At 50.0% G+C, this 23,062-nt stretch carries 24 protein-coding genes, 1 pseudogene and 3 riboswitches; of the genes and pseudogenes, 11 read left to right on the forward strand and 14 right to left on the reverse strand.

Annotation, left to right across the window (positions count from 1 at the left end; all coding sequences use genetic code 11):
- Positions 1 to 18 precede the first annotated feature (18 nt).
- The gene (locus tag BBI15_RS13350) at positions 19 to 711 is read right to left on the reverse strand and encodes a response regulator transcription factor (protein WP_068870246.1); all 693 of its coding nucleotides are present in this window, start codon (positions 709 to 711) and stop codon (positions 19 to 21) included.
- A gap of 80 nt (positions 712 to 791) precedes the next feature.
- Complete coding sequence (locus BBI15_RS13355; RefSeq protein WP_068870248.1) at positions 792 to 1,655, reverse strand: EamA family transporter; 864 nt, start codon at positions 1,653 to 1,655, stop codon at positions 792 to 794.
- A 183-nt stretch (positions 1,656 to 1,838) separates the two neighbouring features.
- On the opposite strand from BBI15_RS13355, the gene BBI15_RS13360 reads away from it, so the two are divergent.
- The gene (locus BBI15_RS13360; protein WP_068870250.1) at positions 1,839 to 2,069 is read left to right on the forward strand and encodes a helix-turn-helix domain-containing protein; all 231 of its coding nucleotides are present in this window, start codon (positions 1,839 to 1,841) and stop codon (positions 2,067 to 2,069) included.
- A 56-nt stretch (positions 2,070 to 2,125) separates the two neighbouring features.
- Here BBI15_RS13360 and metX read toward each other — a convergent pair whose 3' ends face one another.
- Positions 2,126 to 3,145, reverse strand: a complete 1,020-nt coding sequence (gene metX / locus BBI15_RS13365) for a homoserine O-acetyltransferase MetX (protein ID WP_068870254.1) — start codon at positions 3,143 to 3,145, stop codon at positions 2,126 to 2,128.
- Between the two features lie 12 nt (positions 3,146 to 3,157).
- The gene (locus BBI15_RS13370; RefSeq protein ID WP_068870256.1) at positions 3,158 to 4,447 is read right to left on the reverse strand and encodes an O-acetylhomoserine aminocarboxypropyltransferase/cysteine synthase family protein; all 1,290 of its coding nucleotides are present in this window, start codon (positions 4,445 to 4,447) and stop codon (positions 3,158 to 3,160) included.
- A gap of 100 nt (positions 4,448 to 4,547) precedes the next feature.
- Positions 4,548 to 4,662: riboswitch (SAM riboswitch) on the reverse strand.
- Between the two features lie 187 nt (positions 4,663 to 4,849).
- A riboswitch (SAM riboswitch) is annotated at positions 4,850 to 4,962 on the forward strand.
- Between the two features lie 132 nt (positions 4,963 to 5,094).
- On the opposite strand from BBI15_RS13370, the gene BBI15_RS13375 reads away from it, so the two are divergent.
- From BBI15_RS13375 to pepT, 5 genes are all read left to right on the forward strand, one after another.
- Positions 5,095 to 6,126 (forward strand): methionine ABC transporter ATP-binding protein, encoded by a 1,032-nt coding sequence (locus BBI15_RS13375; RefSeq protein ID WP_068870258.1) that lies wholly within the window; start codon positions 5,095 to 5,097, stop codon positions 6,124 to 6,126.
- A complete protein-coding gene (locus BBI15_RS13380; protein WP_068870260.1) occupies positions 6,116 to 6,766 on the forward strand; it encodes a methionine ABC transporter permease in 651 nt (216 codons plus the stop codon). Before BBI15_RS13375 ends, BBI15_RS13380 begins: the two co-directional genes overlap by 11 nt.
- Before the next feature lie 68 nt (positions 6,767 to 6,834).
- Positions 6,835 to 7,668 (forward strand): MetQ/NlpA family ABC transporter substrate-binding protein, encoded by an 834-nt coding sequence (locus tag BBI15_RS13385; protein ID WP_068870262.1) that lies wholly within the window; start codon positions 6,835 to 6,837, stop codon positions 7,666 to 7,668.
- Between the two features lie 65 nt (positions 7,669 to 7,733).
- Complete coding sequence (locus BBI15_RS13390) at positions 7,734 to 8,939, forward strand: M20 family metallopeptidase (RefSeq protein ID WP_068870264.1); 1,206 nt, start codon at positions 7,734 to 7,736, stop codon at positions 8,937 to 8,939.
- Between the two features lie 332 nt (positions 8,940 to 9,271).
- On the forward strand, positions 9,272 to 10,489 hold the full coding sequence (pepT, locus tag BBI15_RS13395; RefSeq protein WP_068870266.1) for a peptidase T: 1,218 nt from the start codon (positions 9,272 to 9,274) through the stop codon (positions 10,487 to 10,489).
- Positions 10,490 to 11,104: 615 nt separating this feature from the next.
- Here the strand turns inward: pepT and lipA are convergent.
- The 3 genes and pseudogenes from lipA to BBI15_RS13410 form a co-directional block, all read right to left on the reverse strand.
- A pseudogene (gene lipA / locus BBI15_RS13400) lies at positions 11,105 to 12,048 on the reverse strand (lipoyl synthase).
- A complete protein-coding gene (locus BBI15_RS13405; RefSeq protein WP_068870268.1) occupies positions 12,045 to 12,884 on the reverse strand; it encodes a lipoate--protein ligase family protein in 840 nt (279 codons plus the stop codon). Before BBI15_RS13405 ends, lipA begins: the two are co-directional and overlap by 4 nt.
- 88 nt (positions 12,885 to 12,972) lie before the next feature.
- Positions 12,973 to 13,079: riboswitch (TPP riboswitch) on the reverse strand.
- A gap of 144 nt (positions 13,080 to 13,223) precedes the next feature.
- A complete protein-coding gene (locus BBI15_RS13410; protein WP_068870270.1) occupies positions 13,224 to 14,243 on the reverse strand; it encodes an STAS domain-containing protein in 1,020 nt (339 codons plus the stop codon).
- A gap of 134 nt (positions 14,244 to 14,377) precedes the next feature.
- Here BBI15_RS13410 and BBI15_RS13415 point away from each other — a divergent pair, with 134 nt between their 5' ends.
- On the forward strand, positions 14,378 to 14,608 hold the full coding sequence (locus BBI15_RS13415; RefSeq protein ID WP_068870272.1) for a hypothetical protein: 231 nt from the start codon (positions 14,378 to 14,380) through the stop codon (positions 14,606 to 14,608).
- Between the two features lie 66 nt (positions 14,609 to 14,674).
- A complete protein-coding gene (locus BBI15_RS13420; protein ID WP_068870274.1) occupies positions 14,675 to 15,097 on the forward strand; it encodes a pyridoxamine 5'-phosphate oxidase family protein in 423 nt (140 codons plus the stop codon).
- Between the two features lie 29 nt (positions 15,098 to 15,126).
- Here the strand turns inward: BBI15_RS13420 and BBI15_RS13425 are convergent, their stop codons facing one another.
- Positions 15,127 to 15,561: an RrF2 family transcriptional regulator gene (locus BBI15_RS13425; protein WP_068870276.1), complete on the reverse strand. Its 435-nt coding sequence runs from the start codon at positions 15,559 to 15,561 to the stop codon at positions 15,127 to 15,129.
- A gap of 215 nt (positions 15,562 to 15,776) precedes the next feature.
- Here BBI15_RS13425 and hmpA point away from each other — a divergent pair, with 215 nt between their 5' ends.
- Both hmpA and BBI15_RS13435 read left to right on the forward strand, forming a co-directional pair.
- Entirely contained in the window at positions 15,777 to 16,958 is a 1,182-nt protein-coding gene (gene hmpA, locus BBI15_RS13430) for an NO-inducible flavohemoprotein (RefSeq protein WP_068870278.1), read from the forward strand.
- A gap of 96 nt (positions 16,959 to 17,054) precedes the next feature.
- Positions 17,055 to 17,738 carry an IucA/IucC family C-terminal-domain containing protein gene (locus tag BBI15_RS13435; protein ID WP_068870279.1) on the forward strand — a complete coding sequence of 228 codons (684 nt, stop codon included), beginning with the start codon at positions 17,055 to 17,057 and terminating at the stop codon, positions 17,736 to 17,738.
- 29 nt (positions 17,739 to 17,767) lie between these two features.
- Here BBI15_RS13435 and BBI15_RS16705 read toward each other — a convergent pair whose 3' ends face one another.
- Positions 17,768 to 17,971, reverse strand: a complete 204-nt coding sequence (locus BBI15_RS16705; protein WP_418312488.1) for a VLRF1 family aeRF1-type release factor — start codon at positions 17,969 to 17,971, stop codon at positions 17,768 to 17,770.
- 8 nt (positions 17,972 to 17,979) lie between these two features.
- Positions 17,980 to 18,630, reverse strand: coding sequence for a VLRF1 family aeRF1-type release factor (locus BBI15_RS13440; RefSeq protein WP_237150874.1), 651 nt, complete (start codon positions 18,628 to 18,630; stop codon positions 17,980 to 17,982).
- Between the two features lie 162 nt (positions 18,631 to 18,792).
- Between BBI15_RS13440 and BBI15_RS13445 the strand changes: the two genes are divergently transcribed.
- Positions 18,793 to 19,104: a DUF3243 domain-containing protein gene (locus BBI15_RS13445; RefSeq protein WP_068870281.1), complete on the forward strand. Its 312-nt coding sequence runs from the start codon at positions 18,793 to 18,795 to the stop codon at positions 19,102 to 19,104.
- A gap of 49 nt (positions 19,105 to 19,153) precedes the next feature.
- Here BBI15_RS13445 and mdrP read toward each other — a convergent pair whose 3' ends face one another.
- The 4 genes from mdrP to BBI15_RS13460 form a co-directional block, all read right to left on the reverse strand.
- The gene (gene mdrP, locus BBI15_RS13450) at positions 19,154 to 20,428 is read right to left on the reverse strand and encodes a multidrug efflux MFS transporter MdrP (protein WP_068870283.1); all 1,275 of its coding nucleotides are present in this window, start codon (positions 20,426 to 20,428) and stop codon (positions 19,154 to 19,156) included.
- Between the two features lie 31 nt (positions 20,429 to 20,459).
- Positions 20,460 to 22,589 carry an ATP-dependent helicase gene (locus BBI15_RS13455; protein WP_068870285.1) on the reverse strand — a complete coding sequence of 710 codons (2,130 nt, stop codon included), beginning with the start codon at positions 22,587 to 22,589 and terminating at the stop codon, positions 20,460 to 20,462.
- Positions 22,590 to 22,665: 76 nt separating this feature from the next.
- Positions 22,666 to 22,839, reverse strand: a complete 174-nt coding sequence (locus tag BBI15_RS16465; protein ID WP_157101670.1) for a hypothetical protein — start codon at positions 22,837 to 22,839, stop codon at positions 22,666 to 22,668.
- Positions 22,840 to 22,854: 15 nt separating this feature from the next.
- Positions 22,855 to 23,055, reverse strand: a complete 201-nt coding sequence (locus BBI15_RS13460) for a YwbE family protein (RefSeq protein WP_068870287.1) — start codon at positions 23,053 to 23,055, stop codon at positions 22,855 to 22,857.
- Positions 23,056 to 23,062 lie beyond the last annotated feature (7 nt).

The raw sequence follows: 23,062 nt of genomic DNA on the forward strand, positions 1-23,062 counted from the left end.
GCAGCAACCGACCAAAGATCATTTTTCCATTTTGTAGCCAATGCCCCACACCACCTTTACATACCGCGGATTTTTCGGATCCGCTTCGATCTTCTCCCGGATTTTACGGATATGTACAGCGACGATGTTTTCTGCATTATATGCCGGCTCCCGCCAGACCCGTTCGTAGATCTCACCGATGGAAAAGACACGGCCAGGATGCTGCATCAACAACTCTGTTATATTGAACTCTGTCGGTGTCATACGGATTTCTGCGCCGTCTACCGCCACCGTTTTCGACTCTGAATCCAGCCTCAATCCGTCGATTTCAAGTGTATGGCCCGACTGCTCATAATCCCCAAGAGTCACGTAACGTCTGAGTTGCGATTTCACCCGCGCCATCAATTCCATCGGGTGGAATGGCTTAGTCACATAATCGTCCGCACCGATCGACAACCCGTGGATCTTATCGGAATCCTCGCTTCTCGCACTCAGCATGATGATCGGGATATTGCGTTTTTCACGAATCTTGAATGTTGAATGGATGCCGTCAAGCTTCGGCATCATGATATCCATGATGACCAGATGCACTTGCGTCGTTTCCAGCAAATCGAGCGCTTCCTGGCCATCTGCTGCCCCTACTACCAGAAAGCCTTCATTTTTCAGATAGATGCCGATCCCTTCCCGGATTTCCTGGTCATCATCCGCCACCATCACTGTCAATTGTTCCACACGTTCCACCTCTTTTCATTTCTGGCTTAAGTATAAATTGAAATTCTTAAGCGAAGACCACTCAAATTCTGAAGAAATTCTTAAGCTTTGCGGTTTTTGCCGAATGCCAGCAGCGCAATGCCGCCGAGCAGCAGCATCACTCCGATCCACGATTGCCCGCTCAATGCTTCGCCGACAACAGCCACTCCCAATACGGAAGCCGTCAGCGGTTCGGCAAGCGATAAAGTGACCGCTGATGAGGAGGGGATGGCTTTCAGCCCGCTCGAGAATAATAGATAGGCAAGACTTGTCGCTGCAAGGCCCAGATAAGCCACGATCATCAAGTTCTGGGGTTCAGCCAAATAACCGATATCCAGGAAAATCAGGAACGGCAATAAGCCGATGCCGCTCAATGAAAAGATCACAGCCACCGCAGGCACCACGTCCATGAGGCCCAATACATTTTTGCTGAACATGGCGTATCCCGCAAACGCCAACCCGGCGAGCAGGGCCAGCGCCACTCCGAGCGGGTCGACAATATAACTATCCCGGTTCGCAAAAAGCAAAATACAGCCGGCGACCGATAAGACGCTCGAAAATACCCACACGCGATCGGGTTTGCGCTTCAATACGAGCGCTTCCAATATTCCCGAAAAAGCCGGCGCGCTGCCGATTGCCACGACCGTTCCGATCGCCACTCCCGTCAATTGCACCGACGAAAAAAAGAACGGCTGGAACAGGGCCATGCACAACGCCGAAAGCCCGATCCAAAACCATGGGATCCGTACACCTTTCAATCTCCCTGACATCCACACGAACACCAAAAGGCCGAAGCCCCCAATCGCGAGACGTGCCGCACCGATCGTCAACGGATGGGCTTCCCCCACCAGAAAAGTCTGGGCAGTCCCTGTGGTCCCCCAAAGCATTGCCGCAACTAACACCCATATGTATGCCTTTATTTGCATCAGCTTCCACCGCTTTCTATCTCTATGGTATAAAATATTCTTTTTGAAAAGCATGCTGGAAAAATCGCCTTTCTTGCACTAGATTCTGGAAATCCTTTGGCACCTCCTAAAGATAACATGGCGCGGATGGTTTGAGATAGGCTGTAAATAAGATTATAATAGAAGAAAAGAGGAGGCGATCGCATGTATATGACAGTCCCGGAAACTGCCGCTTTTTTGTCGATGCCGGAAGAGCAAGTCAACCGCTATGTACTTGAAGGCCGGATTCGCGCAGTCCACGACGGAGAACAATACTTGATCAACACCTCCCAATTCGAAAGCCATTTCCAACAGCTCGAAATCGCCAAACTTGAGCTGGAAGAGTGGCGCGCGACGCCAATCCCCGATGACATCGATATTAAAGACGAGGATTGACGAAACGCAAAAAAGATCGAAGCCGTATAGGCTTCGATCTTTTTTAATGAACAGGTTTATGCTAATACGCGGCTTTTGGCATTCACCGTTTTCCGCAGTTGCGCCTGGACGTGATGTGCCCATTTTTCGAATTCCACCAAGAATCCATCGTGGCCAAAATCCGTTTCGATTTTCTCCCATTTGGCATTCGGCTGGGCTTCGACCCAAGGAATCATCAATTCTCCCGGATACAATAAGTCGTGGCTATAGGAAATCGATAGCAGTTCAGTGTCCAGTTCCGCATCTTCTACATCATGGGAATTCATCGCTTTCAGCAAAACGAGATAGCTGTTCGGGTCGAAGCGCCCTGCCAGCTTGCGCCCTTGATAATCCAAATAGGATTGAACCTCGAAATCCTCTCCGCAACGGGCGCGCCCAAAGCGCCCATTGAACAATTGGCCACTCCGGTATGTCACCATGCCGGCCATGCGTGCGATTTCAAAGCCTTTCAGCCGTGTTCCCGATATATAATTCCCTGATTCGAATTCCGGATCGTTTTCGATCGCCTGGATGCCGATATGGTTGAACGCTACACCATAGTCCCCATAATACGGTGTCACTGCAAGTGTTATTGCCGTATCCAGAAACTCAGGGTACAACCTGGCCCACTCCAAGGTTTTCATGCCTCCGAGAGATCCACCGATCACTGCTGCAAGGTGGTCGATCTCCAGCGCCTCCAGCGCCTTTTTCTCCGCTCTCACCATATCGCGGATCGTCAGTTCAGGAAATGCCGCACGGTAAGGTTCACCGGTTTCCGGGTTGACCGAAAGCGGGCCTGTCGAACCGCTGCAGCCGCCGAGTACATTGAAAGTGATGACTTGGAACTGCCCGGTATCCACCGCTTTCCCCGGGCCGATCAGCCCTGCCCACCAGCCCGGTTGATCTGCAGTTCCCACTGCATATTGATCGCCCGTCAACGCATGGCAAACCAGAATCGCCGGTGCAGAACTGTTTCCGACGCGTTCATACGCTAATTCCACTTCGGGCAATAATTGACCTGATTCAAGTGTCAGCTGGCCGATGGATACTGTCGTCATCCCAATCCCTCCTTACGCGTTCTCGAGTACTGCCGCTTGGATCGCTTGTTCCAAATCAGCGATTAAATCTTCATGGTTTTCCAGTCCTACAGACAGACGGATCAATTCTTCCGTGACGCCACTGTTTTTCAGTTCTTCTGCTGTCAATTGCTGATGTGTCGTTGAGGCCGGATGAATGATCAATGATTTGGCATCGCCGACATTCGCCACGTGAGACCATAAATTGACACCGTCGATCACTTTGCGGCCGGCTTCCCGCCCGCCTTTGATACCGAAGTTGACGATCGAACCGTAGCTGTCTTTCAGATATTTATCTGCAAGTTCCTTGGATGGATGCCCTTCAAGCCCGAGGTAATTGACCCATTCGACTTGCGGATGGCCATTCAAGTATTCCGCGACTTTTTGTGCGTTCGTCGCGTGGCGAGGAATCCGGAGATGTAAAGTTTCAAGTCCCTGGAGCAGTGCATGGGCGCTGTCCGCACTGAGCGATGGCCCGAAATCACGCAACAGCTGGACACGCAATTTCGTCGCGAATGCGGCTTCCGGCACATCGATTCCAAAGCGGATGCCGTGGTATGTTTCATCCGGTTCCGTGTAATTCGGGAAGCGCGGGTTGTCCCAGTTGAAACGTCCTGCATCGACTGCTACGCCGCCGATCGTCGTCCCGTGCCCGCCGATCCATTTCGTGGCGGAATGAATGACCACGTCTGCGCCGAATTCAATCGGGTTGCTGACAAAAGGCGATGCGAATGTATTATCGATCAACAGCGGTACGCCATTTTCATGCGCGATATCCGCCACACGTTCCACATCGAAGACGTTCAAGCTCGGATTTCCGATGATTTCGCCGAACAAGGCTTTTGTCTTGTCCGTGATCGCTGCGCGGAAATTTTCAGGGTCGGTCGCATCGACGAATTTTACGTTAATGCCGTAGCGCGGCAATGTGTTGGCGAATAAGTTGTAAGTGCCGCCGTACAAATTGCTATCAGCAACAATTTCATCTCCCGCTTCCGCTATATTCAACACGGAGAAGGCGATGGCTGCCATTCCTGACGACAAAGCTACTGCAGCGGTCCCGCCTTCAAGAAGAGCGACGCGCTGTTCGAATACATCGACTGTCGGGTTCATGATGCGCGAATAGATATTACCTGTCTCTTTCAAGCCGAATAGGTTCTGTGCGTGCTCAGTATCTTTGAATACATAAGAAGTCGTTTTATGGACCGGTACGCCGCGAGCGCCTGTCACTGGATCCGGTTCTTGGCCGCCGTGTAATAGAAGAGTTTCTGGTTTGAAGTTTGTCATTGTCAATTCCTCCTGTGTTTATAATGGTTGTTCGGGTTTGAGGAGGACACAAAAAGGCCCTCTTCAGAAAGAAGAGGGCCGTCATATACGGATTTGCCTCCTCTTATCTTTCAGCGACGCAAATGCGCGCTGTAGGATTTAGCACCTTTCCAGACATGAGCCTGTCGGTTGCCGGGCATCGTAGGGCCTATTCCCTCCGCCTCTCGTGATAAGAGTATTCAGTTATTTTTTTGCTTGAGGAAAAGTATAGGGGACACCGCCATTCAAAGTCAAGCATATTTTTCAAAAAATTTTAACTACTATAAATGTCTGGGGCCGCCAAAAAAAAATCTTCAAAAGCTGTTGACTTTTTCCTTAATTCAAAATAGAGTAGGAATCACGAATTGAATAGCTTACATCACTTTCTTATCCAGAGAAATCGAGGGACAGGCCCTATGACGTTTCGGCAGCAGATTCGCAAATCCGCGAAAACTGTGCTAATTCCTGCAAATGCTTCGGCATTTGGAAGATGAGAATGAGATGGTTTCATATTTTGGAGCCCTCTTTTTTCTTGTGGACAAGAAAAAAGAGGGCTTTTTGTTGTTATTTCAAGAAAGTGTTCGTACGCACTCATTCGAATCGTTATTTGCAGCCACAGGAGGGACACCATGATTCAATTTGAAGCAGTCGAGAAAACTTATGTATCCGGCAAACAGCAAGTCCATGCACTCAACGGCATCGATTTGACCGTCGAGACCGGCGAGATTTACGGCGTCATCGGATTCAGCGGTGCCGGAAAAAGCTCATTGATCCGCACAGTGAATTTGCTCGAGCGCCCATCGAAAGGCCGCGTGCTCATCCACGGGGAGGATATTTCCACTTTGAGCGCACGTAAAATCCGCGATACGCGAAAAGACATCGGCATGATCTTCCAGCATTTCAATTTGCTGAACTCAAAAACCGTGCACCATAATATCGCGATGCCGCTGCTCCTGGCCAAGACCCCGAAAGCGGAAGTCGACCGGAAAGTCGCAGAACTATTGGAGTTTGTCGGGCTTGCCGACCAAGCCAAGAAATACCCCGACCAACTATCCGGCGGGCAAAAGCAGCGCATCGGCATTGCGCGGGCACTCGCCACAAACCCATCAATACTGCTATGCGATGAAGCAACGTCGGCACTTGACCCGCAGACGACCCAGTCGATCCTGGATCTTTTGCGCCGCATCAACCAGGAATACAACATCACCATTTTGCTTATCACCCATGAGATGGGCGTCATCCGGGAAATCTGCGACAAAGTGGCAGTCCTTGAAGAGGGGCGCGTCATCGAACAAGGCAGCGTATTTGAAGTGTTCACCAATCCAAAGCATTCGACGACGAAGCGTTTCGTCCGTTCCGTCATGAACGATGAATTGCCGGACTCCCTGCTTGAGCAGATCCGTCATAATGATGGCGCACGGCCGATCTACCGGGTGCAGTTTACCGGAAATTCGGTCGGCCAGCCGTTCATGTCAAGGGTATCGCGCGAATTCCAGCTTGATTTGAATGTATTGTTCGGCAATATTACCGAACTTCAAGGCATTCCGTACGGCAACTTGATTGTGGAATTCGACGGCGCACCCACTGAAATCGACCGGGCTCTTGCCTCGATCCGCAACGACAACATCCAAGTAGAGGAGGTGCAGCAGCATGCAGGTTGATCAATCGCAAATCCTCGAAGCTCTATGGGAAACGCTTTACATGACGGGCGCTTCATTCGTGTTCTCACTGTTCATCGGCTTGCCGCTCGGCATCTTGCTGGTCGTTACAAGAAAAGGACATTTGCTGGAAAACGAAGCGGTCTTCAACGTATTGAACATTATCATCAATATTTTCCGTTCGGTTCCATTCATCATTCTGATGGTCGCCATCATTCCATTGACGCGCATCATTGTCGGCACCTCGATCGGCACGGCCGCAGCCATTGTCCCACTGGTATTCTACGCAGGGCCATACATCGCCCGGCTCATCGAAAACTCTTTGCTTGAAGTCGATAAAGGCGTCATCGAAGCCGCACAGGCAATGGGTGCCTCTCCCGGCCAGATCATTTTCCGCTTCCTGATTCCGGAAGCGCTCAGCTCCCTTGTTCTCGCCTTGACGATCGCCATCGTCGGCTTGATCGGCGCATCCGCCATGGCCGGCGCGATCGGAGGCGGCGGGCTTGGCGACTTGGCCATCACTTATGGTTATCAGCGTTTCGACACCCTGGTCATGTTCTTGACTGTCGCTATTCTCGTTGTCCTAGTCCAAGGCGTCCAATCGCTCGGCAACCTTATGTCCAGAAGAGTACGGCGGAGTTAACTTAATCCGCATTAACCTATCGATCAATCAAATCAACTATTATAAAAACCCAATTGGAGGATTTCACCATGAAAAAACTGACAGCACTTATAGCAACAGCAGGACTAGCCACACTTCTCACCGCATGTGGAGATGACAGCTCAGCCGGAGAAACCACGAAAGTGACACTTGGCATCAGCGGATCGGATACGACCATCTGGGATTATGTCGGCGATAAAGCCGCAAAAGAAGGCATCGAGCTCGACATCATCACCTTTTCGGATTACGTCGCGCCAAACCTGGCACTTGCTGAAGGTGAACTCGATTTGAATGCTTTCCAGACCATCTCGTATTTCGATGAATTTGTCGAAGAGCACAATGTCGATATCGTCCCGATCGGCTCTACCGTCATTGCGCCGATGGGCTTGTATTCCGAAAAATACGACTCGATCGAAGAACTTCCTGATGGCGCCCAGATCGCCATGCCGAATGAAGCGACCAATATGGGCCGCGCGCTTCTTTTGCTCGATGAATCCGGACTTATCACTTTATCAGACGAGGCAGGGCTGACGGGGACAGAAGCAGACATCGTCGAGAATCCGAAAAACATCGAAATAGTCCCTATGACTTCCGGCCATACGCCGCGTGCCATGGCCGATGTCGCTGCTTCCGTCGTCAATAATGGCATCGCCGTCGACGCCGGATTGAACCCGACAGAAGACCCTATCGCCCGCGAAAGCGATACGGCAAAACCATATATCAACTTGATTGCCGCACAAAAAGGCCAGGAAGATAACGAAGCGTATCAGCGCATCGTCGAATTGTATCAGGAAGAAGATACAGCTGAATTTGTCATCGAGCATACCGAAGGCGCTCAAATCCCGACTTTCGTTTCGGTTGAAGAATTAGTCGATTACCAATAAGTAAACAAACGATTTGCAGTTGCATGCCGTTGAAAAATGAAATTCCATTCGAGGGGGACGATCACATGACCATCATTAGCGAAGCGCGCGAGACAATTACGGAATCGATCGACAAGAACCGTGCACAGTATTTACGCATCAGCCATGCCATCCATGAAAATCCGGAAATCGGCAACGAAGAAGTGTTCGCGAGCGGACTGTTGACCGGATTGCTTGAAGAAGCGGGATTCCAGGTTGAATACGGTGTCGCTGGCCACCACACCGCTTTTTACGCAGTCCGCGACAGCCAAAAGCCTGGACCGACCGTCGCGTTTCTTGCTGAATACGACGCCTTGCCGGGCATCGGGCATGCATGTGGGCACAATATTATCGGCACGACCAGTGTTGCAGCCGCGATTGCGCTCAGTAAAACCTTGGAATTGACCGGCGGGCGCGTCGTCGTCCTCGGCACCCCCGCTGAAGAAGGCGGGCCGAATGGCAGCGCGAAAGGAAGTTTCGTCAAACACGGTCTGCTCGAAAAAATCGACGCCGCATTGATGCTCCATCCTTCAGGCAATTCAGCTGTGACTGGCCCATCACTCGCCGTCGATCCCTTGAGTTTTCATTTTTACGGCAAGCCGGCCCATGCTGCAGGGTCTCCTGAAAAAGGCATCAATGCACTCGATGCCGTGCTTCAATTGTTCAATGGCATCAACGCCCTTCGCCAGCAACTGCCGGATGATGCCCGGGTCCACGGCATCATCACGCATGGCGGCGATGCACCGAACATCATTCCGGAGTACGCCTCTGCCCGCTTCTATATCCGTGGGGATTCTTGGAAAAAAACAGCGGAGACGGCGAAAAAAGTACGGGCCATCGCTGAAGGTGCTGCCCTCGCAACAGGCGCACGGGTCGAAATCGAACGTTTCCAGAACGAAGTGAAAGACTTAGTCGTTACGCCTGAACTCGATGCAATTCTTAAAGCCGAGCTTGAAACACTGGGCGACCAAGTAGCCGACTCTCGCATTTCCGGACTCGGTTCGACCGATGCCGGCAACATCAGCTATGAAGTGCCGACTGCCCACGGCTACATCAAAATCGGACCCGAAAGCCTCATTGCCCATACCGAAGAATTCCGGGAAGCCGCCCGCTCGAAAGCCGGCGACGAAGCCTTGATCAAAGGGGCAAAAGCATTGGCCCAAACCGGTTACCGTTTGCTGACTGAACATGCTTTACTGGCGCAAGTCAAACAAGCCCATATCCGGTCACTCGCCGCCAAGCAACAAGACTAAAAACCAGCGCTCAGGCGCTGGTTTTTAAAGATGTTAAGGAAGTCATAGCTTTTCGTTTACAAATTATTTATTTAATATCCTAATTACTTTCTAATGAAATATAAAAGCGAGTTGAATAAATAATTATTCGACGCTAGTGGAGTGCAAGCCGGCGACTCCTGCGGGACCAGCGCGAGCCGAAGACCCTGCAGGAGCGTCAGCGACGAAGCGGCTGAGGCCGTGCCCGCGGAAAGCGTCCGGCTGGAACGTAACGAGAAAGGCGTTCGAGGTTTTTCTATGTATTTCGAATTTCGTGTTAAAATGGAGTCATTCCATACATAGGAGGCTCTACAATGATCGAAAACCTGATCGAACGCCTGATTCGCTACGCCAAAATCGACACGCAATCCGATTTTGAAAATGACGCTACACCTTCTACACCCGGACAATGGGATCTGCTCAACGAACTGGAGAAAGAAATGAAGGATATCGGCTTAGAGGAAGTTGAAGTGGACGAACACGGCTATTTATTCGGCACATTGCCGGCGAATACGGAAGAGCAGCGCCCTGTCATCGGCTTTCTCGCACATGTCGATACCGCGACCGATTTCACCGGAAAAGGCGTCAACCCACAGCGCATCGAACATTATGACGGGAAAGATATTCCACTAAGTGGCAAAGTGACGATGAAAACGGCTGATTTCCCTGCTTTGCAGAACTACATCGGCCATACCTTGATCACGACAGACGGCACGACTTTGCTTGGCGCCGACAACAAGGCGGGAATTGCCGAAATCATGACGGCGATGGAATATTTGATGGCCCACCCTGAAATCGAACATGGCAAGATCCGTATCGGCTTTACACCTGACGAGGAAATCGGCCGCGGACCGCATAAATTCGATGTCGCCCGTTTCGGTGCAGATTATGCGTATACGATGGATGGCGGGCCGCTTGGCGAGCTTCAATACGAGAGCTTCAATGCCGCGAGCGCGAAATTGACCGTCCACGGAACAAGCGTCCACCCTGGTTCTGCAAAAGACAAGATGGTCAACGCCATCACGGTCGCCACACGATTCCAAGCAGAAATGCCATCCCATGAAGTGCCCGAGAAAACAGAAGGCTATGAAGGCTTTATCCATTTGAATAATTTCAATGGTTCCGTCGAACAAGCCGTGCTGCAGTACATTGTGCGTGATTTCGATAAGGACAAATTCGAAGCGAAAAAACGCCATATGGAACAAGTGGCCGCAAGCTTGCAAGAAGAATTCGGGACAGAAGCGATCGAACTCGAACTTGAGGATCAATATTACAATATGCGCGAGAAAATCGAGCCGGTGATGGAAATCGTCGACCAAGCCGAACAAGCGATGAAAACATTGGACATCGCTCCCGCCATCCTGCCTATTCGCGGCGGCACGGATGGATCCCAATTATCCTATATGGGCTTGCCGACGCCGAACATCTTTACGGGCGGCGAAAACTACCACGGCAAATTTGAGTTTATTTCCGCTGAAAACATGGAAAAAGCGACTCAAGTGATTGTGGAAGTCGCCAAAATCGCCAAATAATCGGGTTCCCCTATCCGATTCGCTGAAATTGAGTAGTCAAAAATACCGACAGTGAAGCGGAAGCCGGCGACTCCTGCGGAAACAGCGCGAGCCGAAGACCCTGCAGGAGCGTCAGCGACGAAGCGGCTGAGGCCGCGCCCGCGGAAAGCGTCCGACTGGAGCGAAACGCAAAAAAGCTGCCGAGGTTTCTCGACAGCCTGGAAAAAGCAACGGCATCATGCCGTTGCTTTTTTCAGAGTGTTGAAGAAGTCCATTAACCCATTACGAATTAAAAGGAGAATATCTTTACAACATTCAAAAATCAGTGGTCAAACTAAGTATTTGGAGAAGCGTTCGCTCGTAAACCCCTCTGCTCAATAATGCTGCGCATTACTTTCGCAAAGATAATGTCTCCCGTAGGTCGACCTTATCTTTCCTGTGGATCAGCGAGACGACCGAGACCCCGCAAGGCGCGAAGCGACTGAGGAGGCTTGGGCGCGAGCCCACGGAAAGCGAGCGATAAGCTTCGGAAAATACGACTTCTTATCTTTCTCGATAGCCTAGAAAAAGCAACCGCATCATGGTTGCTTTTTTCTTTATCAGAGGATGGTTTTCAGCCATGCCTGGCTCTATCCGTTAAAATTCGATGCGATCGATTTTTGCGCCTGTCGATTCGACGCCTTTCATGTATTTAATGCGTTTCTGCACAGCGGTTTCGTTCACTTGTTCATCTGCATGGTAGGAAGAACGCACCATCGGGCCAGCTTCGCAATGCTTAAATCCTTTTGAGAGCGCGATTTCCTTCAATTCCTGGAATTCATCCGGATGGTAATAACGGACGACGTCCAGGTGTTTCAATGTCGGCTGCAAATATTGGCCGATTGTCATGATGTCGACGTTGTGTGCCAACAAATCATCCATCGCTTCGATGATCTCTTCTTTCGTTTCCCCAAGCCCGACCATGATGCTCGATTTTGTCGGCACATGCGGCGCGATTTCCTTAACCCGCTTCAGCAATTCCAGGGAACGGTCATATGTCGCTCTCGCCCGGACGCGTTTCGTCAGGCGGCGCACCGTTTCGATATTGTGGTTGAAGATATCCGGTTCACTGCTCATCAACATATGCAGGCTTTCGTAATCGCCTTTCATATCGGACGGCAAAATCTCGACAGTCGTTTCCGGCATTTTCCGGTGGATGGCACGCACCGTCTCTGCAAAGACTGCAGCGCCTCCGTCCTTTAAATCATCACGCGCTACCGCTGTCACGACGACATGCTTCAAGTTCATGATTTCCGTCGATTCGGCTACGCGCTCCGGCTCGCCCCAATCCAATTCGTTCGGCAAGCCGGTCTTGACGGCACAGAACCGGCACGCTCTTGTGCATGTATCCCGAGGATCATGAAAGTCGCAGTGCGGCGCTCGCTCCAACATTCGTGGATATTCGGGCATCTTGCTTCTTCGCATACCGTGTTCAAATTTTTCTCACGCATCAATTTCTTCAGATCATTATAGGTTTCGTTCGTGTTCAATTTCACTTTTAGCCATTCGGGTTTACGTTCACGCTGCTTGGTTTTTGTCATCGCATAAGTTCCCCTTTCTCTTCTCGTCGGTAGTTCCACTCTTCACTCGCGTATTTGGCTTCGAGCACACGTACTTCTTCCAGCAATTCAGCTGGCGGTTCGAATTTTTCCAGACGGATGCCAAGCCCCGTTTCAAATCCAGCCTTGAATGCCTGCTGCACTTTTTCTAAGCTTGCCGGTTCTGGCATGAGCTCGTTGATCGCGACAGCGCGTGTGCGGAAAGCTTGGCGCGCCCTTTCCTTCACCGATTCACTCGGGTAGACGAACAATTCGAACAAACGTTTTTCATCCAACTGCAGCGGAATCGAACCGTGCTGCAAAATGATGCCTTGTTTTCTTGTCTGTGCGCTTCCTGCCGCTTTCCTGCCTTCAACAGTCAGTTCATGCCAGGATGGTTCTTCAAAACATACCGCCGAAGATTCTTTCGGCCGCTTAGATTCAGCAGCTAATTGTGCATGAATCCCTAAGTTCCGGTAGCCTTCGAGCAAGCCGCGGGAAATGACCAAATACGCTTCTTTCACTGACTTCGGCATGGATGGATGATGCTCCGGAATCACTATGCTGTAAGTCAATTCCTGGTCGTGCAGCACGGCTTTTCCGCCGGTCTGCCTCCTGACCAAGGGTACGCCCATTTGCGCAGCTTTTTCGAGATCGATGCTGCCGTTCAATTTCTGGAAAAATCCCACTGATATCCCAGCTGGCGCCCATCCGTAAAACCGGAGGGTGGGTTTCATGCCCGTCTTGCGCTGCCAGTTCATCAATGCTTCATCCATTGCCATATTGTAGGCCGGCGTGCAAAGCCCCGACTCCATATAGCCCCATGTTTCCTCCAAAATGTCTCAACTCCTCTCAGCTTATGCATGACTCCTAAGCCCATAAAAAAACACCGCTTTCCCATGGGGAAGCGGTGTATGCAGGCAAGTGGAAGCATACGTACCACTTCCCTACGCTGGCATGGTCCAGATCAGGTTCAAGGGGTCCAGGCATTCGCCCGTCTCAGCCAGTCAATCCCGGCTCCCCCAGTGGTCAGCTATGTATAGTTCTCCTTGAGCTTAACATTGTCCTTAAGAAATCTCAATATACAAAATAATTTTTCTTTCATTTTCATCCATTTATTTAAATTTATAACAAATAAAACTCTCCTTTTCCGTCGGATGGATAGGAAGAGTTTTACATCAGATGATGGTCTTGCCATTTTGCGCTAAAGCGAAATGGATGCTGTGCTGAAGGGTACGGAAGCATTCATACCCCGAAAGATCCACACCCGCTTCTGTGATCGTCATGCTGGTATGCGGTGAAATACCGGCCAGTACGGTCTTTGTGCCAATCAAACCGGCGGCAGAACCCAGTTTTTCGATGAGCATCGCGGCATGCTGGTTGAAGCTTTCATTCAGCCCGGTCAAATCAAGCAGCAAATAGCGCGCTTTGTATTTCGGCAAATTTTCAAGCGTCTTGAACAACAGCTCTTCAGCACGCGCTTCGTCGTAGCGGCCAAGAAGCGGTACGACGACGATATCTTCGAGCACCGGGATCAGAGGAGAAGAAAGTTCACGAATCATGTCATGGAGATCCGCCGTCTTTTCGTCCACTAGCTGTTCAAGTTCGCGGATTTTTTCGGATTCCTTGCGGCGTGCCAGTGAATGGATATTTTTTTCAATCGTCTCGTCCGATGGGAAATAACGGATCAGGCATCCTTCATGTCCTTCGATCTGAGAATGGACAACTTCATACCAAATGTTGCGGCCCAAAAGCGAGCTGAAGATCCCTGCATAATGGGCAGGCAAAAAACTGCCGCCGATCTTTTTTCCTTGTGCCACATTGATTTGATATTCCCAGCTGTTTTTCAGCGTCACTTCCAAAGTCCCGGCTTCGACGTCCAGATTATGGATCGTTGCCACTCCCCATCCGGCTGATGCATATGTATTGGTGATGAGTTCAGAAGCTCTCAGAACGGAGACCCCGCCCATTTTGTGGAAGTAATCCCCCACTACCTGGCCTTGCCGATACCCTGTCGATTCCAAAACGACAGCTGCCGCCTCTTCCCCGGAGATTTCCTCAATCGAATCAAAAAACATTTTCATTGCAGTGGAAGTCCAAAACAGCACCGAATTCTGGCCTTCAAAGAGGAAGCGCCCTTCCGTGAGGTCCCATTCAAAATCCAATCCGCCCACGTTAACCTTCGTTTGTTGCGTCATCGTATAGCCATCCTCCCTAATTAGTCCTATGGATTCATCATACGCGAGCCCGTAACCCCCATCAAGTTTGAATGTTTTAAAGCGTTTCAATTAAGGAATAGATAAACAAGAACGCTAAAGGAGAGGTGCTAACAATGGCAGAAAAAGACCGTTTCAACGAAAAGGAACGAAAGTCGAACGACGGGGCTCCAATGGACAATCCTGAACAAATCAAAACCGATAAAGAAACCATGACAGAGATGCACGAAGAAGAAATGAACGTGGATTCCATCCCTTTGGAAGATTTGAAGCAGGACATGAAAGACGAGAAAAATCCCCGTGACACTAAAGATGATTCAGCGAGTGAGGAAAAACATCCTGAATGATTCAATCTGCAGGCTCCTGGCCCGCAGCTTATCGGTAGATAATACCACTGCAAAGGAGAGAGTTGGATGGCACAAGAAGAACTGAAACAACAAGCCTTAAAAATATTGGAAGACAGCATGATCGGGACCTTGGCAACCATTAAAGACAACAAACCGCACTCCCGTTACATGACTTTCTTTAACGATGAATTCACTTTATACACGGCGACAAGCAAGCAGACGCAGAAAGTCGATGAACTGGAGAAGAACCCGAACGCACACATCCTGCTAGGTTACGAGGGTGAAGGCGTAGGCGATAGCTTTCTCGAAATCGAAGGGCAAATGTCGCTGCGGGATGACCGTGAGCTGATCGATAAAGTATGGAATGAGCACTTGACCGGCTGGTTCGACGGCCCTGAAGACCCGAACTTGATCATCCTGGCGATCACGCCGACTCGTGTGCGCTTGATGAACCGCAAAGGCAAAGATCCCCAAACAATTGAACTGTAAACAAAAAGCCTCCGGTACCGGAGGCTTTTTCATGTGCGCAACAACTCGCGCAATGCATCTTTATTAAATAGAAGATCTTGCAGATTGTATTCATCCAATACTGCCAAATAGGCATGCAATGCTTTGCCGAGCACTCCCCTCAACCCGCAAATAGGGGAAATCGGGCATGTATTGGTCTCCGAACTGAAACACTCCACCAAGTGGAAGTCTTCTTCCATTCGACGGACGACCGTCCCGACATTGATATTCTCAGGGCGGTCCGCCAAGCGAATGCCGCCTCCCCTGCCCCTGACCGTTTCAATGAATCCCGCTTTGCCGAGTTCAAAGGTCACTTTCATCAGATGGTTCTTGGATATATGATAAGCGTCGGAAATTTCCTGTATGGTGGTCAACTTGCCGTCTTCTTTCGTTCCTAAATAAATGAGTACACGCAATGAATAATCCGTATACATCGTTAACCTCATTGGTCTCACCTTCCCTGCACGTCCATTATACTCGCCGCCTGAATTTCTGGAAAGGAAACGCATCTGCGGAATCCAGGCTTTTTGCGCCAATATTCCATGTGTGACTTTTCTGTGAAATGAAATGTGTCTAAATTTTAAAGATGTATTTTAAATATATCTTTAAACACTTTTTCAGGTTATAGTGGGACTATAGAAAACAAAAGGAGAGATTGACTATGTTATCCGAACAAACAAGAACAATCGTCAAATCCACCGCCCCTGTATTAGCTGAACACGGTAAAACCATCACGACCGTTTTTTACAGCAATATGTTCGAAGCCCATCCAGAACTCTTAAATATCTTCAACCAAGCCAACCAAAAACAAGGGCGCCAGCAAACAGCGCTTGCCAATACAGTATATGCGGCTGCTGTCCATATCGATAATTTGGAAGCGATCCTTCCAGCCGTCGAACAGATCGCCCACAAACACGTGAGCCTCGGCGTCAAAGCGGAACATTATCCAATCGTCGGTGAATATCTTTTGAAGGCGATCAAAGAAGTACTCGGCGATGCAGCGACAGACGACATCATCAACGCTTGGGCAGAAGCTTATGGCGTCATCGCCGATGTTTTCATCAGCATCGAAAATGGCATGTACGAAAAAGCGGAAACCCAGGAAAATGGCTGGAGCTTCTTCAAAGACTTCACCATCGCACGCAAAGTCAAAGAAAGCGAGAATATCACTTCCTTCTATCTTAAACCTGCGGATGGCAAAAACGTGCCGAGCTATGAAGCTGGCCAATACATCACGGTCCGCCTGGCGATCCCGGGAGAAGAGTTCCTGTTCAATCGCCAATACAGCTTGTCACAAGCATCACGTCCGGATGAGTTCCGCATTTCCGTCAAACGCGAATCCGATAACGACCCGAACGGAATGGTTTCCGTCTACTTGCACGAAAACATGAACGAAGGCGACACCATTGAAGTAAGTGCGCCTGCCGGCGAATTCGTGCTCGATACAAAACGCGAAACGCCAGTGGCATTCGTCAGCGGCGGCGTAGGTATCACGCCGATGATGAGCATGTTCGAAACCGTTGCAACGCAAACACCGGAACGCCCGGTTTCATTCCTTCATGCAGCACGTAATGAAACTTTGCATGCATTCGACAAAGACGTCCAAAAATACGTCGCCACAATGGACAATGCAAAATACAAAACTTTGTATTCCGATGAACCGCAAGGCTATATCACTCGTGAAATCCTGGAAGATATGGTCGATGCAAGCGGCGAAGTATACGTTTGCGGACCGGTTCCATTCATGGAGAAAATGATCAGCGAATTGCGTGCACTCGGCATGTCCGATGAACAGATCCACTATGAATTCTTCGGCCCTGCTGTAGCCCTGCAATCCGTCTAAACAGCAAAAGCCGCTTCCCGATCGAGGGAAGCGGCTTTTTTGATGCTTGGCAGCCCCGCCCTATTCCGGTAGCATGGAGAAAAAGGGGGAATTGAGATGCACTTGCCTATGGCCGTTAAACAAGCACTCCAAATGCAATCGGTCATCGTCGACCGGCTTCCTGCCCATCCCTTTTCTTCTTCCAATCCGGAGATATTGATTGAAGAGTTAAAGGACTGGAGCGGAACGGAAAACAATGGAGTGGCTGTTTCTTATTTTTTTCGCCAAATCGCATTATTCGTGACGGCCCAATTCAGCTTAATCCACCAGCAGGGCGGATATTTCAAGACCCCGCCTGAAAAACTTGGCTATGGCCGGATACAGAATTACGGCTTGCCGCTCATTTCTTTTCACGTCGAGTCAGCTGATTTCATTGAAATTCCCGCTGAACAAAGAAGCGAAGCTTTCCGGTATGTATTGATCGGGCAGACAGATGCGCTGCTCCGGCAATTGCGCCGCCACGCAAAGATATCGCCGATTACGTGCTGGGAAAATGTGCTCGGCTCACTTGCTTGGTATTACGCAAACCTTCAAAGACACTATCCGCTGATGGCCGCTGAAGATCTCGAATGGCTGATGGAAGACCAGAATTGGGAACCCCTCCGCAAATCCCAGTGGCGCAATTTCATCGGCACCACGCCCCTTGAACGGGCAGTCTCCGTGCCAATGCGGAAAACTTGCTGCTTGTATAAGGAATTGGCGGCGTTCGATACATGCACGTTTTGCCCACAACCCCATTAAAAAAGCTCCGGCTGGGCCGGAGCTTTTTATTATTTCTCAAAAACTTCATGCAGAATCTTGTCTGCACTATTATTGATCAGGTTTTTATGGATGCAGCTGTTGGGCTTTTTGTGGAGCGCTTTCGAAAATGACTGGGCGTGCTCAGCTTCCCCGATGACGTGGATTTCTTCCCAGCGCCGCTCTTTTTTCAACTTCTCGATTTTCGCGCCCATGTCTTTATAGAAACGGTCCAAGTTTTCTTTTAAGCGGTGGTCGAGTTCATCGACAGGGCTTCCCCCGCCGCTTCCCCGATGACCGGGCTGTTTCCGCCAGCAGCGCCGCCGCCAGTCGAACCAGCGCCGCTGCGGCCTTGGATGCGCCCCGAGCTTCTGACGCCTTTTTGCTCAGTCCATACTTCAAGGCCTGCGTCGAATTCGTAATAGACTTCTTCATTGACGATGCCGACAGATGTATCAAGCACGCGGATGCCTTTGAAGCTCGGCAGGATCACGCCTGCGTATGGATATGCTTTGTAGATATAGCGCAATTGGTCGAGTGCCGGTTTGTTTTCCCATTGGAAATCGGTTTTGACGGAAATCTGCAAATGCTTCACCCAAAACAGGTCGTCTTGAGTGGATGCAAAAATAACGACACCCTTCTGGAGGTCGCCTTGATTGTCCAATATTTCCTTTTCCACTTTTTTACGTAATTCTTTGTAGGCTTTCAATTCCTTTTCATCTTTTGAGGCGGTCAAATACTCGTCGAGGCGCTTCAGGCCGTTCTTCAACTGGATCTTCCAGGCCCCGTTCTGCGCTTCACGGTCTGCCGGGTTCGTATTGAGATATACACTCAATACACAGCGGTCTTCACATTCGAATTGTTTCAGCTCTTGGATTTCGTCGTATAATGTCATTCACCCATCATCCTCCTTTAATCCTTACTTGTTATCTGAATACCCCAACCGCCTGTGCTTAAACGGCAGCCACCCTTTTCTTTTTCAATATTCCAACGTTTAAATTGTCCTGTCTGTGGTAAACAATGACTAGCAACAAAAATGACGAGGAGTGAATTATACATGGAAAACATTGATAAAAAAGTAGAAGAGAAATTGAGCAATACGGATAATAAGAAGAAAGAACAGATTTTAGCGGAATTCTCGACTTTCATCGATTATTTGGGCGATAAAGTTCAGATGGGCGAGAAAATGGGCTTAAGCGAAGAGCGCATCGCGCAGCTGGCGTCTAAAGTAGCCGATTACCTGGCGAAAAAAGAAGATCCGAAAAATAGCGAAGAGTACCTATTGCAGCGCTTATGGCAAGTAGGCGACAAAGAAGAGCAGCATATGCTCGCCCATATGCTAGTCAAGTTGGCAAAAGAACAGAACTGATCACGCAAAAAGCCTGAGCTTAACCGCTCAGGCTTTTTCCTATGCTCAGCTATGCGCTTATGGCAGCTCTTTTTTCATATAAATGGAACATCCATAGATAAACGAATCCGCTCAACACCGCGAATGCCCCAAGGATGATAAAGGTCCAGCCGAACCCGAACCAGGCAGTCATCGGGATGGAGACCGGCGCAATCATCCGGCCAATCGTATAGCGCAGGCTCGCCGCGGCGAAATACTGGCCGCGCATCGATTCGGGCGCAAGTTTGGAAATGAAGCTCTGCTGCAGCCCGACAATCATCAATTCAGCAAATGTAAAGACCGCCATCCCCACAAAGAATATCCAAAACCACGAAGTCATCGGGAAAATCGCCATCGATAAGCCGAACAACATGGCCGAGAAGAAGAACACCCATTTTTCGGGGAACTTGGTCATCCACCGTGTAATGACGACTGTCAGAAGTGCCACAATCAAGCCATTCTCCGCAAGCAGGATACCGAAAGACGTTTCCCCGGTCACCGACCATTCACGACCCAGGAAATCCAGGATCGTTTGGCGGTCAATCGTTTCCTTCAAGTAGACCGGGATGACAAGGTCCAGTTGCATGAAGGTCTGCGCTCCCAATACGCCTGCTACGACAAACAATAAAAAGACACGGTCTTTCAAGATGATGCCGTAATCCTTCACTTGCGAAAGCAATGCGCCTCTCCATCCAGTCGCTCCCCCTTCTTTCCATTTATCCATAACTTCAGCCGATAAGGTCTCTTCAGTGTACAGGCGCAATAATAGCCCGAGCAGCATCGAAATGATGGCAACTGCCAACAGCAACTCGAAACGATAAGAGAAAAACAGCACAGCACCGAATAAAGGGCCGATAACGACGGCAATATTCAAGGTCGTATAGAACACCGCAAATACATCGCTCCGGTATTTTTCAGGAATGACGTCCGCAATCATCGCCTGGCTCGCTGGCCAGTACAAGGAACCGCACATGCCGGCCAGCGTGAACGCCACGAAACTGAGTTCGGGCGAACTGAGCCACGGCGAGTTTGCCGCAGCGAACAGCAAGAACGCAAAACCCTGTGCCACAGCAGCGGACACGAGCATTCGCTTGCGCCCGAAACGGTCAGCAAAATAGCCGCCAAATAAATTGGCAGCTACGGAAAACATTTGGGAGACGATCAACAATAGCCCCGCCAGCCCTTTCCCGAACTCTTCGGCAAAATAAATCGCCAAGAACGGGAATACCATCCAAAAACTTGTATTCATGAAAAACTCGCCCACCAGCCGGACTTTCAGGCTGCGGTTCCAATCCCTGATCTTCATCTATATTTCCTCGCTTCTGCGTCTATCTTCATCACACCAGTTCAAGCAATTGATATTGCAGGCAAATTTCCAATAGAAATTCTTTATGCTCTTTGGCAAACTGGATGCCGACTTTCTCGTCGTCCAACTCCGTAATCCGCCCATTCCCGAAGACGCGATGGCGAATTTGCGCCCCCACCTGCAATTCCTCTGTGGAACTGACAGCGTCCGGGTTGTGCGGCACTGTAATTTTCGTTTTCGGCGCTTTCGTTGCGGAACGGTTGAACGTTTCCGCTTTCTTCATTTTCGGCAAGGCGATGCGCCGCACTTCTTCCACAAAGCGCGACTCCTTGTCGTAACTGAGCAATTCCAGGTGGCGTTTCGCCCGTGTCATGCCGACATAGAACAAGCGTCTTGCTTCCTCCAGCAAAGCAGGATCATCGGCATCTTCTTCTGTCGGCACAATCCCCTCGACCAGGTCAATCAAATAGACCCGGTCAAACTCTAAACCTTTTGAGCTGTGCAGCGTGGACAATGTCAGCATATCATCGGCCTTTTCGGTTTTCGCCTGCCTTGTCACTTCCTCGAGCTGTTTCAAGCGTTTCGCAAAAGCCATCATCGTGGGAAGCGGTTCGGCGATTTGTTCGAGCGTGCTGAGGATCTGCTGCAAATAATCGAGCTTCATGCCGAATTTCTCTGCGCGGCTCTTGAGCATCTGGTCGTAGCCCATATCGCGGCGAATTGCCTGGATCACTTTCAAAGGCTTCATGTCCTTCAATGCGTCCATCGATCTGCGCTGTTCCGTAATAATCCGCAGCTGGTAATCCTTCATCGTGATGGCTAACGTGATTTCTTCGAAAGCATGCCGCTTTGTCGGCTGCATCCTCCCCAATTGCTTAAGCTGGGACGCCGACCAATAGGCGTTCGTCTTCGAAGCGACTTTGGAGTATAAATCCACCCGCTCCGGGCGCAAACTGAAACGCATGAAGTTTAGGATGTCCTGGACGATCCAATGGCTGAAAAAGCGGTTGTCCGCATCTTTCATATAGAAAGGGATGCCGAGGCGGTCCAGCTCATCCATCAATAAAGTTGACGAAGAGTTATTGCGGTACAGAATTGCAACATTTCCGTATTCCTCGAGAGCGGAAAGTTCTTTCAACAGATACTTCAGCTGCGCTTCTTGGGAAGCAAGGCGGCGAATGACGATCGGTCCGCCTTCCGGCCTGTCGGTGAACATGTTTTTATCATGACGCAGTTTATTGGCCTTGATGAATTGATTGGCTGTACTGACGATAGTGCCGGATGAGCGGTAATTGCGTTCCATCTTCATGATGTAGGCATCCGGGTACACTTGGCGGAATTTGAGCAAATAGCTTGGCTCCGCTGCACGCCACGTGTAAATCGACTGGTCGTCATCCGCCACGACACATAGATTGCGATGGTTTTCGACCAGCTTTTCAACGATGGCGTGCTGGACCATGGAAGTGTCCTGGCTTTCATCGGTCATGACGTAATCCCAGCGTTTCTGATACTTCGACAGCAGTTTGCGGTCTGTGTCCAATGCTTCAAAAGCGATCGTCAGCATATCATCGAAATCGACGAGCCGCGGTTCGTGGTTTTCTTTGAACTCTTCGTAGACCGTCAAAATATCGATGGCACCCGGGAATGGTTCATCAAGTGTTTTCCACTTTCTTTTCGGCACCATCTTGTTTTTCACGAAACTGATGAACGACACCAATTCCTCCAATTGGTCGTCGGTGATCGGCTCGTCATTCTCACGGGCATAAATATCCTTCAATAAGCGTTTTTTGTTGAGGCGGTTCGAGTCGCCGCCCTCGATCATCAAGTAATCGCCGGCAGATAAGTATTCCCTGGTGATTTGAAAAGCCAGGCTGTGTATAGTCGAAAAGTCCACCGGCGCAAGGCCTGGAAAGAACCGCGCATAGCGTTCCAGCATATCGGTTGCCGATGCCCGGCTGAACGTGATGGCTTTGATGCGCTTCGGCTGGACGCCCTTTTCCTCGATCAAATAGCCGATCCGCATGATCATGGTTGTCGTTTTCCCGGAACCGGGACATGCGAGAAGCAATAGCGGCCCTTCTGTCTTGGTCACCGCTTTTTTCTGTATTTTATTCAGCTCGACTCCGAGCTCTTGTTTTTTTCGTTCAAAAAAATCGCTCATGGTAGACTCCTTTTTGCGTGGCAATCTCTTTCATGATAGCACAAAAGCAGGCCCATTTAAGCGGCCTGCTTTCCGTTCAAATAAAATTGCGTTCATGGGGTTTGGCGGGGTCGCCTGTTTGGCGCTTGTCTTTTCTCGTCGCCAGATCTTCATGGACACGCTCTTTTTCGTCCTGTGCTTTGCTCGTGCGGTTCGCCCCGATCCTTCTCGGGTCAGATGATTGCAGATCGCTGTTCTTTTGATCGCTCATGCAAATCCCTTCCTTTCACTTGCCGTCCAGAATTTCACAAACACGGCCGACTTGCCCATCCTCGAGGCGCACTTTAATGCCGTGAGGATGCGTCGCGGAGTTCGTCAATAAATCCTTGACGACGCCTTTCGTTTTCTTGCCGGTCCGCTGGTCTTTTTTCAAGATCACGTTCACTTCAAGCCCTGGCTTTACATCGCTTCTTTTTTTCCCGTCCATCTTCATC

This window comes from Planococcus plakortidis (assembly GCF_001687605.2).
GTDB lineage: Bacteria > Bacillota > Bacilli > Bacillales_A > Planococcaceae > Planococcus > Planococcus plakortidis.